This window comes from Chitinophaga oryzae (genome assembly GCF_012516375.2).
In the GTDB taxonomy this organism is placed as follows: domain Bacteria; phylum Bacteroidota; class Bacteroidia; order Chitinophagales; family Chitinophagaceae; genus Chitinophaga; species Chitinophaga oryzae.
Genome location: NZ_CP051204.2, coordinates 4074577 through 4089567, shown reverse-complemented (window position 1 = coordinate 4089567; position 14991 = coordinate 4074577). Strand labels below are relative to the sequence as shown.

Annotated in this window: 10 protein-coding genes; 7 read left to right on the top strand and 3 right to left on the bottom strand. The window is 52.8% G+C overall.

Features of this window, described 5'->3' with window-relative positions; genetic code table 11:
* The first annotated feature begins 12 nt into the window (after positions 1-12).
* The 6 genes from glpK (at position 13) to pafA (ending at position 9767) form a co-directional block, all read left to right on the top strand.
* Positions 13-1506: a glycerol kinase GlpK gene (gene glpK / locus HF324_RS16980; protein ID WP_168860322.1), complete on the top strand. Its 1494-nt coding sequence runs from the start codon at positions 13-15 to the stop codon at positions 1504-1506.
* A gap of 38 nt (positions 1507-1544) precedes the next feature.
* The gene (locus HF324_RS16975; RefSeq protein ID WP_168803607.1) at positions 1545-2273 is read left to right on the top strand and encodes an MIP/aquaporin family protein; all 729 of its coding nucleotides are present in this window, start codon (positions 1545-1547) and stop codon (positions 2271-2273) included.
* An 83-nt stretch (positions 2274-2356) separates the two neighbouring features.
* Positions 2357-3295, top strand: a complete 939-nt coding sequence (locus tag HF324_RS16970) for a glycerophosphodiester phosphodiesterase family protein (protein WP_220100767.1) — start codon at positions 2357-2359, stop codon at positions 3293-3295.
* Between the two features lie 27 nt (positions 3296-3322).
* The gene (locus tag HF324_RS16965; protein ID WP_168860321.1) at positions 3323-6391 is read left to right on the top strand and encodes a SusC/RagA family TonB-linked outer membrane protein; all 3069 of its coding nucleotides are present in this window, start codon (positions 3323-3325) and stop codon (positions 6389-6391) included.
* A 21-nt stretch (positions 6392-6412) separates the two neighbouring features.
* Complete coding sequence (locus HF324_RS16960) at positions 6413-7990, top strand: RagB/SusD family nutrient uptake outer membrane protein (RefSeq protein ID WP_220100766.1); 1578 nt, start codon at positions 6413-6415, stop codon at positions 7988-7990.
* A 133-nt stretch (positions 7991-8123) separates the two neighbouring features.
* On the top strand, positions 8124-9767 hold the full coding sequence (gene pafA / locus HF324_RS16955) for an alkaline phosphatase PafA (protein WP_168860320.1): 1644 nt from the start codon (positions 8124-8126) through the stop codon (positions 9765-9767).
* A 94-nt stretch (positions 9768-9861) separates the two neighbouring features.
* Here pafA and HF324_RS16950 read toward each other — a convergent pair whose 3' ends face one another.
* Together HF324_RS16950 and HF324_RS16945 are read right to left on the bottom strand one after the other, a co-directional pair.
* Positions 9862-12045 (bottom strand): ATP-binding response regulator, encoded by a 2184-nt coding sequence (locus tag HF324_RS16950; protein ID WP_168803604.1) that lies wholly within the window; start codon positions 12043-12045, stop codon positions 9862-9864.
* A 244-nt stretch (positions 12046-12289) separates the two neighbouring features.
* Positions 12290-13270 (bottom strand): ABC transporter ATP-binding protein, encoded by a 981-nt coding sequence (locus tag HF324_RS16945; protein WP_168860319.1) that lies wholly within the window; start codon positions 13268-13270, stop codon positions 12290-12292.
* Between the two features lie 210 nt (positions 13271-13480).
* Here HF324_RS16945 and HF324_RS16940 point away from each other — a divergent pair, with 210 nt between their 5' ends.
* Positions 13481-14461, top strand: coding sequence for a GlxA family transcriptional regulator (locus tag HF324_RS16940; RefSeq protein WP_168860318.1), 981 nt, complete (start codon positions 13481-13483; stop codon positions 14459-14461).
* Between the two features lie 96 nt (positions 14462-14557).
* Here HF324_RS16940 and HF324_RS16935 read toward each other — a convergent pair whose 3' ends face one another.
* On the bottom strand, positions 14558-14959 hold the full coding sequence (locus tag HF324_RS16935; protein WP_168803601.1) for a VOC family protein: 402 nt from the start codon (positions 14957-14959) through the stop codon (positions 14558-14560).
* Positions 14960-14991 lie beyond the last annotated feature (32 nt).

Genomic DNA, 14991 nt, shown 5'->3' with positions numbered 1-14991 from the left:
AAAAAGAAAAACATGACCAAATACGTAATGGCGCTGGATCAGGGCACTACCAGCTCAAGAGCCATCATCTTTGACAAAACAGGAGCCATTATTTCTGTAGCGCAAAAGGAATTCACACAGCTGTTTCCCGCACCGGGATGGGTAGAACATGACCCGGCGGAAATATGGAGCAGCCAGATAGGCGTAGCCACCGAAGCTATGGCCAAAGTAGGTCTTGAAGGCGGCAACATCGCCGCCATCGGTATCACCAACCAGCGGGAAACCACCATCGTATGGGACCGGGAAACCGGCAAGCCGGTGCACAACGCCATTGTATGGCAGGACCGCCGTACAGCTGCTTTCTGTGACACGCTCAAAGCCAGCGGCAAGGAGGAACTGATCCGGGCCAAAACCGGTCTCGTGATAGACGCCTATTTCTCCGGTACCAAAGTAAAATGGATACTGGACAACGTCAGCGGCGCCCGTGAAAGAGCTGCCGCAGGCAAACTCGCTTTCGGCACCGTAGACGCCTGGCTGGTATGGAACCTTACCCATGGCGCCGTTCACGCTACCGATATCACCAACGCCTCGCGCACCATGCTGTTCAACATCCACACACAACAGTGGGACGAAGAACTGCTGGCACTGCTGGACATTCCCGTTTCCATGCTGCCGGAAGTGAAAGAGTCCAGCGAAGTATGCGGTCATACCGCTCCCGGCGTTTTCGCAGAACAAATACCCATCTCCGGTATGGCCGGCGACCAGCATGCCGCCTTGTTCGGGCAGATGTGCACCGAACCGGGCATGGTAAAAAACACCTATGGCACCGGCTGTTTTATGCTGATGAACATCGGGCCCAAACCCATCCTCAGCAAAAACAACCTGCTGACCACCGTGGCCTGGAAAGTGAATGGCCAGACACATTATGCCCTCGAAGGCAGCATCTTCATTGCCGGCGCCATCGTGCAGTGGCTGCGTGACGGCCTGGGCATCATCCGCTCTTCTTCTGAAGTGGAAGCGCTGGCTGCCAGAGCTGCGCAGAACGACGGCGTATACCTGGTGCCTGCCTTCGCCGGACTGGGCGCTCCTTACTGGGACCAGCACGCCCGTGGCACGCTCGTAGGCATGACCCGCGGCACCAACGCCTCCCACATTGCCCGCGCTGCACTGGAAAGCATCGCTTACCAGACCATGGACGTACTCAAAGCCATGGAAGCCGACGCAGGTATCAGCATCCAGGAGCTGCGCGTAGACGGCGGCGCCACCGGCAACAACCTTCTTATGCAGTTCCAGGCAGATATCCTGCAGGCCAGGGTAGTACGGCCAGGCATCACCGAAACCACCGCGCTCGGCGCCGCCTACCTCGCAGGACTGGCCACCGGTTACTGGCGGAATATCGAAGAGATCCGCAGCCAGTGGCAGATGGAAAAAACATTCGTTCCCAACCTGGAGCAACAACATCGTGAAACATGGATCAGTGGCTGGCATAAGGCCGTCGACGCCGCCAGGCACTGGGCTCAGCAATAATTATCAACCAACAGCCATCAACAAAATCATCAATCTCTATGTCTCCGATTTTAGCTGAATTTATAGGCACCGCATTACTGCTCCTCCTGGGCAATGGCGTAGTCGCCAATGTAGTGCTGAACAAAACAAAGGGCAACAGCGGCGGATGGATCGTTATTACCACCGGATGGGCGCTCGGCGTGTATGTAGGCGTGGTAGTAGCAGGTCCTTACAGCGGCGCGCATCTCAACCCCGCTGTGAGTGTGGCGCTGGCCGCTGCCGGCAAGTTCAACTGGGCAGACGTGCCCATGTTTGCACTCGCCCAGTTCGCAGGCGCCATGCTGGGCACGTCCCTCGTATGGTACAATTACAAAGACCACCTGGACGCTACGCCCGACAACGGACTGCAACGCGCCTGCTTCTGCACGGAGCCGGCTATCCGTAAACCGCTGCGCAATTTTATCTGCGAAGTGACCGGAACGTTCGTGCTGTTGTTTACCATCTTCTACTTTACCGGCGCTGAAATCGGCACCGATAAAACGCCCGTGGGACTCGGTTCGCTCGGAGCTGTACCGGTAGCGTTCCTCGTGTGGGCCATCGGCCTCTCCCTTGGCGGCACCACCGGTTACGCCATCAACCCGGCCAGGGACCTGGGCCCACGTATTATGCACGCCATCCTGCCGATGAACGGCAAAGGACACAGCGACTGGAGCTACGCCTGGATACCGGTAGCCGGCCCGCTGGCTGGCGGCGTACTGGCTGCAGCGTTATACCTGCTGTTGAAATAAAAAGACTTTAGTAACCATAAGGGATATACGTATATAGCCCACGTTTGATCAGAATGCTTACACCTGTAACAATTTACCAAACAATGAAAAAACAAATGAATGTCCGGCTGATGGCCTGTGCCATGGCAGCTGCCGCCACTGTTTTTACAGCCTGTAAAACATCGAAGTCCACTACCGCTGCACAGCACAAGGACCTGCCTTCTTTCTTTAAAGTGGGGCACCGCGGCACACGGGGACTGATGCCGGAAAACACCATTCCGGCCATGTACAAAGGTTTGGAGACCGGCTCCAACACCATCGAGTTTGATGTACATATCACCAAAGACGGACAGGTGGTCGTATATCACGACGCCTCCTTTACACCGTCCTATACCACCATGCCGGATGGAAAAGACATCCCTGCCGCGGAACGCAGCAAGTATACCTTCTACCAGATGAACTACGCCGACATCCGCCGTTTTATCATCGGAGAAAAACCGTACGCCGCTTTCCCGGAACAGGAAAGGCTCCGCTCCTATGCGCCGCTGCTGGGAGAAATGATCGACTCCGTGGAGCACTATACGAAAAAACACCACCTGCCGCCGGCATATTACCTGCTGGAAGTGAAATCTTCCGAAAAAACAGACGGCACCGAACAACCGTCACCGGAAGAATACATGAAGATCATGATGGCGGTGAAACAACTGAAACCACTGGGCCATCGCCTGCTGATCCAGTCGTTTGACATGCGTCCGCTGCAGGTGCTGCATAAAACGCATCCGCACATCAGACTCGGCTTCCTCACCGGCGACAAAAACGTCACCTTCGAACAGAACATGCAGCAGCTGGGCTTCACACCCACCTTCTACAATCCGCACTATCAGCTGGTGACACCGGAGCTGATCAAAAAATGTCATGATAAAAATATGCTGATTGTGCCCTGGACAGTACAGGAACCACAGGAAATGAAACAATTAAAAGCCATGGGCGTAGACGGTATCATTACAGATTATCCCAACAGGCTGGAACAAGCGATCAAATAATATCAACCAAAAAAAACAACACAAACTATGAAATTGCGAACACGATTCCGGGCATTACGTCCGGCTGGTATGCTTATGCTATGCCTCGGAATCATCCTTACCTCCTTTACATCGCTGTATGCGCAGGATGTAAACATCACCGGTAAAATTACCGGGACCGGCGGAACGCCACTCCCCGGTGTCAGCATCCAGGTGGCAGGCACCAGCAAAGGCGCCAGTACCGGCGCAGACGGACAGTTCAAACTGAGCGCTCCCACAGGTTCTACGTTAAAAATTTCTTTCATTGGTTATCTCACGAAAGAGATCAAGGTAACCAATGCCAACCCGCTGACCATCACCCTCGAAGAAGACGTCCAAAAACTCAACGACGTAGTGGTGGTAGGTTATGGCACTCAGAAAAAAGCCACGCTGACCGGCGCCATCACTACCGTATCTATGGCACAACAGGAAGGCCGTCCGCTGACCAACGCCAGTAATGCATTACAGGGCGTTCCCGGCGTATTCACCAACCTCGGCAGCAGCCAGCCCGGCGTTGACCGCAGCACCATCCGCATCCGCGGCGTCGGTACGCTGAGCAGCAACGACCCGCTGGTACTGGTAGACGGGATTGAATACTCCATGGACGAACTGAACCCGAACGACATCGAGTCCATTACCGTGCTGAAAGACGCTGCCGCCGCCATCTACGGCTCCCGTGCAGCCAGCGGCGTTATCCTTGTGACCACCAAAAAAGGCAAAGGCGCGTCCAAAATCAACTACAGCTACTATCGTGGCGTGCAGAAAGCGACCTACCTGCCGGACATCATCGATGATCCTATCGCGTACATGAAACTGAAGAACCAGGCCAACCGCAATGAAGGGACCACCAAAGTCGACTATTCAGATGCACAGATCGCCGAATACGAAAAAGGGATGCTGACCGATCCGATCACCTACCCTTCCAACAACTGGTATAAAATCGCGCTTAAAAACGGAGTTATTCAGAAGCATGATCTGAGCGTGGCAGGTAGCACCGATAAATACCAATACCGACTGTCACTGGGTTACCTCGACAGGGATGGTATCCTCTTCGGCCCCGGCAACCATGAGAAAAAATATTCCGTAGGCCTTAACGCCTCCATGCAGGTAACCCAAAAGCTGAAAGCCGGTATAACCCTCGACGGCTACTACCGTAACTATACACAGCCTTTCTACGCCTCTACCTGGGAATACCTGGCCCGTGCCCTGCCGATCCTGACCGATACCCTGGCAGACGGCCGCTATGGCAATTCCTGGATGAGAACTTCCGGCCGCAACAACTGGGAAAACCCACGCATGCTGGCTTACAACGGTCTGCAAACGAAAGTGGTGCAACGTTTCCTTGCGACCGTTTTCGCAGAATACAAACTGCCTTTTGATATCAACTACAATATCAAATTCGGCGTAGACAAATATGATGGTATACTGAGCCAGTTCACTCCCCGGATGCAGACATTCGATCCTAAAACCAACGCCCCCATCAACTGGAACAATCCTAATACAGCGCCGCGTGCGGTGAAAACGGACTACAATGACATGAACATCCACTTTTACAATACGCTGGACTGGAAAAAAACCTTTGCCACCAAACATAACCTTGGTGTAATGCTGGGCGCCAGCTACGACAACTTTGAAAAAGATTTCTTCGAGGCCAGCATGTACGGGTACCTGGACGCCACGCTGGATGCACTTAACGCCGGCGTATACTGGAACGCCACGTCCGGCACTCCCAACCGCGACGTATTGGAGTCTTACTTTGGCCGCGCCAACTACGACTACGACGGCAAGTACCTGTTTGAAGCCGCGTTCCGTTATGACGGTTCTTCCCGCTTTGCGCCCGGAAAACGCTGGGGCTTCTACCCTTCCGCTTCTGCCGGATGGCGCATCGATAAAGAATCGTTCTTTGAGTCCAGCCTGATCGACGTACTGAAACTCCGTGCCTCCGCAGGCCAGCTGGGTACCCAGGCCGTAGCGCTGTACAGCTACACCCCCTCTGTGAGCATGGGTGAAGACTACAGCTTCGGCGGTTCCAGTCCTGTACTCGGATCCGGCGCTGCAGTGACAGCCGCTGTTGACCCCGATATTAAATGGGAGGTCACCACCACCTATAACGCCGGGGTGGACATGAACCTGTTCAAAAGCCGTTTAGCCGTTACCGTTGATGTTTATAAGAAAATCACCGACGGCATCCTTCGGCCGGTAGCCATTCCATCACAGGTAGGTAACCTCGCCGGTCCTAAAAGAAACATAGGCCGGGTAGACAATACCGGTATAGAGCTGGTGCTGCAATACAAAAACAACATCGGCAACTTCGACTACAATGTATACGGCAATGCTTCCTACAATAAAAACGAAGTGGTAGACCTGAGAGGAGAAAGAGTCATCAGCGGTAACACTATTACACAGGCAGGTCATCCGATAGATGCTTACTATGTGTTGTTATCAGACGGTATTTTCCAGTCCGACGAAGAGGTGAGCAAAAGTGCTTACCAGAGCGGAAAGACCAAGGCAGGATACATCAAATACAAGGATATCAACGGCGATGGCATCATCAACGGCGACGACCGTGTGATACTGGATGCCTCTTCCTCCGTTCCCAAATGGACGTTTGGTTTCGGATTCAATCTCGGTTACAAAGGCATTACGCTGAATGCCTCTTTCCAGGGTATTGCCGGCGTAAAAGCTTACCCACAGGGCAACCTGGCCCTGCCTTTCGTGAATGGCGCCAATGCTACGAAAGAATGGCTGACCGACGCCTGGACGCCTACCAACACCAACGCACGCCTGCCGATTGTGACCACCGGTGTCGCTAACGTGGACAACTTCCGGGGTTCCGATTTCTGGCTGCGTAACAACTCTTATGTAAGAATGCGCAACCTGCAGCTGGGTTATTCCCTGCCTGACAGATGGTTGTCTAAAGTAAAAATCAGCAAAGTGAACCTGTTTGTGAACGGCGAAAACCTGCTGACGTTCTCCCGTTACAAAGACTTTGATCCGGAAGCTGTCCTGGACCAGAGCAACCTGTATCGTTATCCGATGCTGAAGACTTTTAACGGCGGCCTGAACGTCACTTTTTAATCTTATTCAATCATGATCCAAATGAACAAAATACATATAGCGATCGTAGCCATGGGCCTGCTGGCATCTGCCTGCAACAAAAGCCTGCTGGACACACAACCGCACGACAAATACACAGAAGAGACCTTCTGGAAAACACCGGAAGCTGCCAACGCTGCGCTCACGGGCTGTTATTCTGTATTGCGTAATGACGGCATTTACGGTGGTAAAGGGTCCAACAACGCCACCGCGCTCTGGGAAGAAACGATGTCTCCCAATGCTTACTACAAAACCAACGGGATGGCCTATAATTCCATCGCTTCCGGTCAGCAGATGCCCAGCAGCGGTGGTATTATCAGCTCCCGCTATGCCGACTGTTACGGCGGTATCGGGCGTTGCAATACGTTCCTGAAAAAGGTGGACGAAGTGCCCGGCATGGACGAAAAGCAGAAGAAAATCATGAAAGGACAAGCGTTGTTCCTGCGTGGTCTTTACTATTTCACCATTCAAAACTATTATGGTGGCGTCCCCCTGATCCTGGACCCGCCGGATATGAACACCCAGAGCAAACTGCCGCGCAACAAACGCGAAGAAGTGGTGGCACAGGTGATCAAAGACCTGGACGAAGCAGCAGCAGCGTTGCCGCTGAGCTACGGCGCTGCCGACAGAGGCAGGGCTACCAAGGGCGCTGCCATGGCGCTAAAAGCAAGAGTACTGCTGTATGAAGCCAGCCCGCTGCTGAACCCTGGCAACAATACCGCAAAATGGGCAGCTGCCGCTGCCGCTGCCAAAGCAGTAATGGACCTGGGCGGCACCGGCTACGGACTGTTTGCCAACTACCGTAACCTGTTCCTCAAAGTAAATGAAAACAATAAGGAAGTTATATTTGACGTGCAGTACATGTTCCCCAACCAGGGCAATTCTTTCGACCTGATCTGCGCTCAGTATAACTCCAATGCTCCGTTGCTGGGCCTTGCGCAGGCGTATTACATGAAGAATGGATTGCCTGTCACCGATCCGGCTTCCGGTTACGATCCGCGGCACCCTTATCTGAACCGCGATCCCCGCTTACAAGGTACCATTACATTTCCTACTGATACCTTCCAGGGAAAATTTGTGGATTCCAGCCGCTTTGCCATCACCGGTTACGGTGTGAAAAAATTCAGTGTGTATGATACCCTGGCGCCATCACAAGCCGAGAAAGACCTGAAAGGCGGACAGTCTGAAATCAACTTCATCGTGCTGCGTTATGCAGACATCCTGATGATGTATGCAGAAGCACAGAATGAAGCCGTTGGCCCGGACGCCACTGTATACGCAGCGCTCAACCAGATCCGCGACCGTATAGGCATGCCGCATTTTGCGCCCGGCCTGTCCAAAGAAGACATGCGTAAAGAGATACGCCACGAAAGACGCGTGGAGTTCGCCGGTGAAGGCTTGTATTACAGTGATATCCGTCGCTGGAAAACGGCGGAGACCGAACTGAACACCGAGATCTACGACTTCGCCGGCAATGTGCTGGAAAAACGGACCTTCAATCCCAAACGCGATTACTGGTGGCCTATCCCACAGACAGAGAAGGACCTCAATCCTAATCTGGAACAGAATCCTGGGTACTAGTATTCATCCAGCTATTTGTCCGTTCATACAAAAAAAAGCAGCATTATTGCTGAAACGGAATAAACTTAGCGGTTCTGGCCGGAGGGACCAGGACCGCTAAGTATTTACAGCTATATAGAAATCTAAAAAAAACATGACCAGACTAAAACTCTCCGCCCTGCTGATAGTGGGCGCCTTTGCCTTAGGGCAGGCACCGTCGGCAATGGCTCAAGCTCCGGAAAGACCCAAACTAGTAGTGGGCATTGTAGTTGACCAGATGCGCTGGGATTACCTGTACCGTTATGCCGACCGTTACGAATCCGGCGGCCTCAGAAGAATGCTGAACGAAGGTTTCTCCTGCGAGAACACTACCATCAGCCATCTCCCGTCCTTTACCGCTGTAGGACACAGCACCGTATATACCGGGTCAGTGCCTGCCATCCACGGCATTACGGGCAATGACTGGACCGATCAGCTGACAGGCAGAAAATGGTATTGCACCGAAGATACCGTGGCAAAGGCAGTCGGCAGCACTTCCAAAGCCGGACAGATGTCGCCACGCAACCTGCTGGCGTCTACCATCACGGATGAACTGCGTTTCGCCACGAATTTCCGCTCTAAAGTAGTAGGCGTTTCCCTGAAAGACCGCGCCTCTATCCTGCCCGCAGGCCATACGCCCAACGGCGCCTTCTGGCTCGATGACGCCAACGGCAGCTTTATCACCAGCACCTACTACATGAAAGACCTCCCTGAATGGGTAAAACGTTTCAACGCCCGCAAACTGCCGGAGCAGCTGATGTCCAAACCATGGGAGCCACTGTATCCGCTCAGCAGCTACGTCCAAAGCACCGCTGACGACGTGGCCTGGGAAGGCACCTTTGGCGGCGAAAAAGCCCCCGTGTTCCCGCATAACATGAAAGAGATTTACAAAAAAGATCCTGGCAGCCTGCGCACCACACCTTCCGGCAACACCCTCACCCTGGAATTCGCCATGGCAGCCGTAGAAGGTTACAACCTCGGCAACGGCGAAGCCACCGACTTCCTCACCATCAACTGCGCCTCTACCGACTACGTAGGCCACAAATACGGTCCTAATTCCATTGAAGTGGAAGATACCTATCTCCGCCTCGATAAGGACCTGGCCGGCTTCTTCAGCTACCTCGACAAAAAAGTAGGTAAAGGCAACTACCTGGTATTCCTCACCGCAGACCATGGCGCCGCCCACTCTGTAGGTTTCATGAACGAATACAACGTGCCGGCCGGCTTCGTAAAAGACAAGCCTATGATGGCCAGCCTCGACAGCCTGCTGGCTGCGCGCTTCGGTGTGAAAGGCCTCGTACGCTCCGGCATGAACTATCACGTGAACTACGACGTGGCTAAAATAGAAGCCAACAAACTGGACTATGACGCCATCAAAAAAGAAACCGTGAAGTTCCTCCAGCGCCAGCCGGGTATCCAGTTCGCCGCCGATATCGACAATCTCGGTAACAGCCCGATACCCCAACCCATCAAAAACATGATCGCCAACGGCTACAATCCCAAACGCACCGGCTCCGTAATGATCATCCCTGAACCGGGTTGGTACCAGGGCTTCGAAAAAGGCACTACCCACGGTAACTGGAACCTGTACGACATCCACATCCCGCTCGTATTTATGGGATGGCACGTACAACATGGCGCCACCAATGAAATTACCCATATGACAGACATCGCCGCTACCCTCGCTGCCATGCTGCATGTGCAAATGCCGAACGGCTGCGTAGGCCGTCCGATCGAAAGCGTTATCAAGGGAAAATAAATCCCGGAGAAGATATTTGTATCCCGTGTTGTTCCCGGCGGAAAAACGTCTCATGGTTTTTCACCGGCCCTGCAACACGGGATTGCTATTATGATCAATTTTGTTCCGGCACCACTTTTTCACCAAGGCGCAGGTTTTTACGGATTACCCGGTAAATGTCCATTTCCTTGAAAGGCTTCATCAGCCAGTCGTTGAAACCCGCCCGCCGGAAATCGCGTACATCCTGCTCCGTGATATCCGCCGTGAGCGCCAGCACCACCACGCCTGCTTTCTGCGGGTCCGCATTTTTCCGGATGCGCTCCACCACTTCCAGTCCGCTGAATTTAGGCATATGCAGGTCCAGCAGCACCAGGTCGTAACGATGCTGGTCCAGCAGCCGCAGCGCCGTTTCCCCGTCCCGCGCCATATCGAAACGGCATTTCCAGCGGGTAAGCATCATCTTCATCAGCAGGAGGTTCATCTCCTGGTCTTCCGCCACCAGGACATAACGGCCTTCCATAAACGCACCCACCGGTTGTTCTGTCTCCGGCATGGCTACCGCTGTGTGCCTTTCGCCGCTGGCCAGTTCATAGGGTATCCGGCAAACAAATTCACTGCCCTGCCCTGGCTCGCTGGTAAAGGAAATATTACCGCCGTGCATCTCCACCAGTTTTTTGGTGATGGCCAGGCCCAGACCGGTGCCTTTGACGGTTACGCGGGCGGGGGCCGCCTGGTAGAAGCGTTCGAACAGGTTGGCCTGCGCCTCTTTGCTGATACCTTCCCCGGTATCTTTTACCCTGAAAGTAAACAGTCCCCGTGTGTCTGATTGTATTTCCAGTATGCCCGTTACCGTTACACTGCCGCTGGGCGTGTATTTAACAGCGTTACTGATCAGGTTGAGCAGGATCTGTTTCAGGCGGAAGGCGTCTCCGTTGACTTCGCGATGGTCCCCGTCAAAATCGGCCTTAAACTCCAGGTTCTTCTGTACAGCAAGAATACGGGTCGTATTAATCACGTCTTCAAATGTATCATACAGGGAGAAAGGTTCGTGCAGAATAGAAATGTACTCTTTTTCCAGCTTGGAGAAGTCCAGTACATCGTTGACCACCTGCATCAGCATATCCGCCGATGTTTCAACGGAACGCAGCAGGTCCCGCTGACCGGACGTCAGGTTGGAATACGACAGTTGTTCACTGAAGCCTACCACGGCATTGAGCGGTGTCCGTATCTCGTGGCTCATGTTGGCCAGGAATTCCGTCCGCACCCTTGCCTGTTCCCGCGCTGCTGTTTCACTGGCTTTCAGCTGCATTTCCTTTTTATGTAACAGCCAGTATGTGCCCAACGCCATGGCGATGGCCAGCACCAGTGAAATGAATCCCCATACCGCGATGTTGCGCATGGTGCTGGTATCTGCGTATACCGTACGTTTGGCCTGCTGTTTCTGCTGCGCCAATGCTACAGTGGCACTCTCCCTCAGCGCCACGATCAGCGTGTCCAGTTCTCCTAACATGGAGATGTTGGTGCCTGCCAGGGACTGTTCATCCGCATCGATCTTCATCCGGTTGGACAACTGTGTACGCAACACTTTTTTATAATATCCGTTGACGTCCGTGATGATATCTTTCATCCGCTGGGCATCGTACGTTTCCTTGTCAATCACTTTCCCGCTCCTGGTTTTCACCATCACGGCCATCTGGGCCTTTACCGTATCACCTTTGTTTTTATTGGAGATAGCATTTCCCAGCCGCTTAAAGAAACCTTTCTTTTTCTCCGGCGCCGCCTGCACGTTGCTGACGGTATCCATAGTCACCTCGTCTTTTTTGATCTGGCTAACCTTGTAACCGGGAATACTGCTCAGCAGTTTGTCAATACGATCATCAGTAAGGGAAGTCGACAACATGGAGTCTGTTGCTTTTTTCATCTGGGCGATCCGTTCCGAGACTTCGGTCTTTTTGTTGACAAGTCCTTCGAACTGCTGGTGATCAGCGGCTTTCGCGAGCATGCCCGCCACCAGGTCAACCGACGACAGCACTTCTCCCAATTGCACCGAGAACTGCTGCAAATAGTTGCGCTTGTAAGTAATGGTGAACATGCGGAAATTATTTTCTGCGCGGCTGAGGGTCAACAACGCGTTGTCCATGATGCGTATACCAGGATGTTCGCGGGCCAGCGTATCTGCCGATGCGAGCAGTTTTCCCGCACTACGCTGGTGCACATCATATCCGAAGATGAACAGCACGCCGATAGAAAAGGCGGCCAGGGCTAAAACAAAAAAGAAGACGGTAAGTGAGCGACGCATGTTAACGTATAGTTGGTTGTGTGAATAAACAAACAGGGGTACGGTAAAAGAGGTCTTTACGTACAAATGGTTACTGATACGATTAAAACGATACGATTAAACTGATACGATTATTAAGGACGACGATGGATATGGCCAGCGCTTTCAGCGGCCTCGGGATGGGAAGTTAAAGAAAAAACGGGAATTAACAGCCGGGACCGTCAGATTTAACACCTGGCGGCCCCGGTATATCGATTTACCAGAATCAGAAATACCAGACTTCGTCCGGATGGGTGGAGAGAAACACCGTATCGCCCTTTTTAACCCGGGATTTGGCCGTTCTTACCAGGACAGTGTCCTTTGCGAGGCTGACCGCCGTCTCATAAAAGCTGCCATAGAAATGCACATGTTTCACTTTTCCTTTCACGGGCGTTTCGTCTTCAGACAGCAGCAGGCTCTCGGGGCGCAGGAACAGGTTTTTGCTGCTGGCTTCTATACCCGGCAGGCCGGCCAGCTTCTTCGCTTTGGCGGGGCTGAAAAGGTTATAGGCGCCCATTAAACCCGCCACATACTCGTTGACCGGCTGACCGTACACCTGCTGCGGCGTACCTTTCTGGACAATTTCGCCGTCTTTCATGATCAGCACCTCGTCGGCCCAGGAGAGGATGTCCAGCGGGTCGTGGGATATCAGCATACAGGTGATATCGAGGTTCTCTGAAATATCGTGGATGACTTCCTTGAGTTTATCTTTGTGGATCAGGTCCAGGTTGGAATAAGGCTCGTCCAGCAGCAACAGGCGGGGCGCGGTAACCAGCAGCCGTGCCAGCGCGATCCTTTGTTTTTCCCCGCCGGACAGCTGGTCTGTTTTTCTCTTCAGCAGGTGGGAGATCTGGCACAGCTCATACAGCTCGGTGGCTGATTCTTCCGTGAGCTTATTGTTATAAGAGAGGATTTCCTCCACACGATAGTTGTTGCGCAGCTCAAAATGCTGTGACAGGTAGGCGATGCCGGGTTGCCCGGGGATCAGCACCTCCAGCGGTCCTTCCACCCGTACATCCTCAAAAGACACCTTACCTGCATCGGGCTGCGCGAAACCGCCGATGATCTTCAGCAGCGTGCTTTTACCGGAACCTGTTTCCCCGGCGATGGCCACTTTTTGAAATTTTTCCACCGTGAAGCTGATGTCCTTCACAACCGGTGCGCCCAGTTGGTTTTTGCTGATGTTGGAGACCGTTAAAAAGCTCATAATTCCTGTTTATAGTGATAGCCGGAGGCGCGCAAATATAGCAGAAAAAGGGCAAAGGGCAACCCCGGGAGGGGCATATTCCTCACCTGTTCGTTGCTGGCAGCGACTTGCGCCCACGTAAAAAAAATAGTTAATACATCATCCCCAGGGGGTGTATTTACGCCAAACGGAGGGGTTGATCCCGACAAATACCCCGTTTACCTTTACTTTATGAAACACATATCTATCCTGGTTCCCAGAGGAGCCGTACTAGGCAGTATTGAAGGACCTCGTCAGGTGTTTACGGAAGTAAACAAGATGTTGAAAAACAATGGCGACGCCCCAATGTTTAAGGTGCAGCTGGTAGGGCTGACCCAAGAAGTTCCCGCTTGCGGGGGTATGTACACGGTATACGCGGACGCCACCATCCAGGAGGTCCCCAAAACCGACCTTATCATTATCCCGGCGCTGGACGGAGATATGCCCAAAATCGTTGAACAGAACCGGGAGTTTCTTCCCTGGATCGTGCAGCAGTACAAAGCCGGTGCGGAAGTGGGCAGCCTCTGTGTAGGCGCTTTCCTGCTGGCCGCCACCGGTCTTGTGAACGGGCGTAAATGCGCCACCCACTGGATGGCTGCCAACGAGTTCCGGAAAATGTATCCGCAGGTGGACCTGGTGGAAGATAAAATCCTCACCGACGAACATGGGATTTACTCCAGCGGCGGCGCCTTCTCCTACCTCAATCTCATTCTTTATCTGATCGAAAAATATTGCGACCGCCAGATCGCTGTCTTCTGCTCCAAAGCGTTCCAGATAGACATTCAGCGTGACAGCCAGTCGCCCTTTATGGTGTTCCGCGGACAGAAAGACCACGAAGACGAGCCTATCCGCAAAGCGCAGGAGTTCATCGAAAAAAATTTCACCGAAAAGATCACGGTCGACCAGCTGGCAGGCATGTTCACCCTCGGCCGCAGGAACCTGGAGCGGCGGTTTAAGAAAGCTACTTCCAATACCGTGGTCGAATATATTCAACGGGTAAAAATAGAGGCTGCCAAAAAGAGCCTTGAATCATCCCGCGAAAATGTGAATGAGGTGATGTACAATGTAGGTTACACCGACCCCAAAGCATTCCGGATCACCTTCAAGAAAATTACCGGCATGTCACCGGTGCAATACCGGAACCGGTATAATAAAGAAATAGAAGTCGAGTAGACAATTACGAATTACGAATTGAGGGCTTTCTTATAGAGTGGTTCATTAATAACCTTTCCATAAGAAAGCCCTCAATTCGTAATTCGTAATTCGTAATTAATTCCCGGCGTTAGGCTCCATATATACGTACTCCCAGTGATGCCCATCGAGGTCCAGGAACGAGTGACCATACATAAAGCCGTGGTCCTGCGGCGGTTTGGGCGTAGTGGCGCCGGCCGCTACCGCTTTGGCCACGATGCTGTTTACCTCGTCCCTGCTGTTGGCAGAAAGACAGTTGATACATTCGGTATGTTTGCCGGTATCACAGATGCCATTGTTGGTAAAGGTCTTGAAGAAGGGTTCAGTGAGCAGCATCACATAGATGGTATCGGAGATCACCATGCACCCCGCTTTATCATCGGTGAACTGGGGGTTAAAGGTGTATCCCAGTTGCGTAAAAAACTCGATGCTTTTCTGAAGGTCCTTTACCGGCAGGTTGACAAAGATAGCTGTAGCCATAGTTAGAATTTTTTTGTTTGATGTTGATGCAA

What these genes read in the sequence shown, in the direction of transcription:
- HF324_RS16945 (WP_168860319.1), bottom strand. Translation starts at nt 13,270, where the DNA reads ATGAGCTTTTTAACGGTCTCCAACATCAGCAAAAACCAACTGGGCGCA.
- HF324_RS16940 (WP_168860318.1), top strand. Translation starts at nt 13,481, where the DNA reads ATGAAACACATATCTATCCTGGTTCCCAGAGGAGCCGTACTAGGCAGT.
- glpK (WP_168860322.1), top strand. Translation starts at nt 13, where the DNA reads ATGACCAAATACGTAATGGCGCTGGATCAGGGCACTACCAGCTCAAGA.
- pafA (WP_168860320.1), top strand. Translation starts at nt 8,124, where the DNA reads ATGACCAGACTAAAACTCTCCGCCCTGCTGATAGTGGGCGCCTTTGCC.
- HF324_RS16935 (WP_168803601.1), bottom strand. Translation starts at nt 14,959, where the DNA reads ATGGCTACAGCTATCTTTGTCAACCTGCCGGTAAAGGACCTTCAGAAA.
- HF324_RS16975 (WP_168803607.1), top strand. Translation starts at nt 1,545, where the DNA reads ATGTCTCCGATTTTAGCTGAATTTATAGGCACCGCATTACTGCTCCTC.
- HF324_RS16965 (WP_168860321.1), top strand. Translation starts at nt 3,323, where the DNA reads ATGAAATTGCGAACACGATTCCGGGCATTACGTCCGGCTGGTATGCTT.
- HF324_RS16960 (WP_220100766.1), top strand. Translation starts at nt 6,413, where the DNA reads ATGAACAAAATACATATAGCGATCGTAGCCATGGGCCTGCTGGCATCT.
- HF324_RS16970 (WP_220100767.1), top strand. Translation starts at nt 2,357, where the DNA reads ATGAAAAAACAAATGAATGTCCGGCTGATGGCCTGTGCCATGGCAGCT.
- HF324_RS16950 (WP_168803604.1), bottom strand. Translation starts at nt 12,045, where the DNA reads ATGCGTCGCTCACTTACCGTCTTCTTTTTTGTTTTAGCCCTGGCCGCC.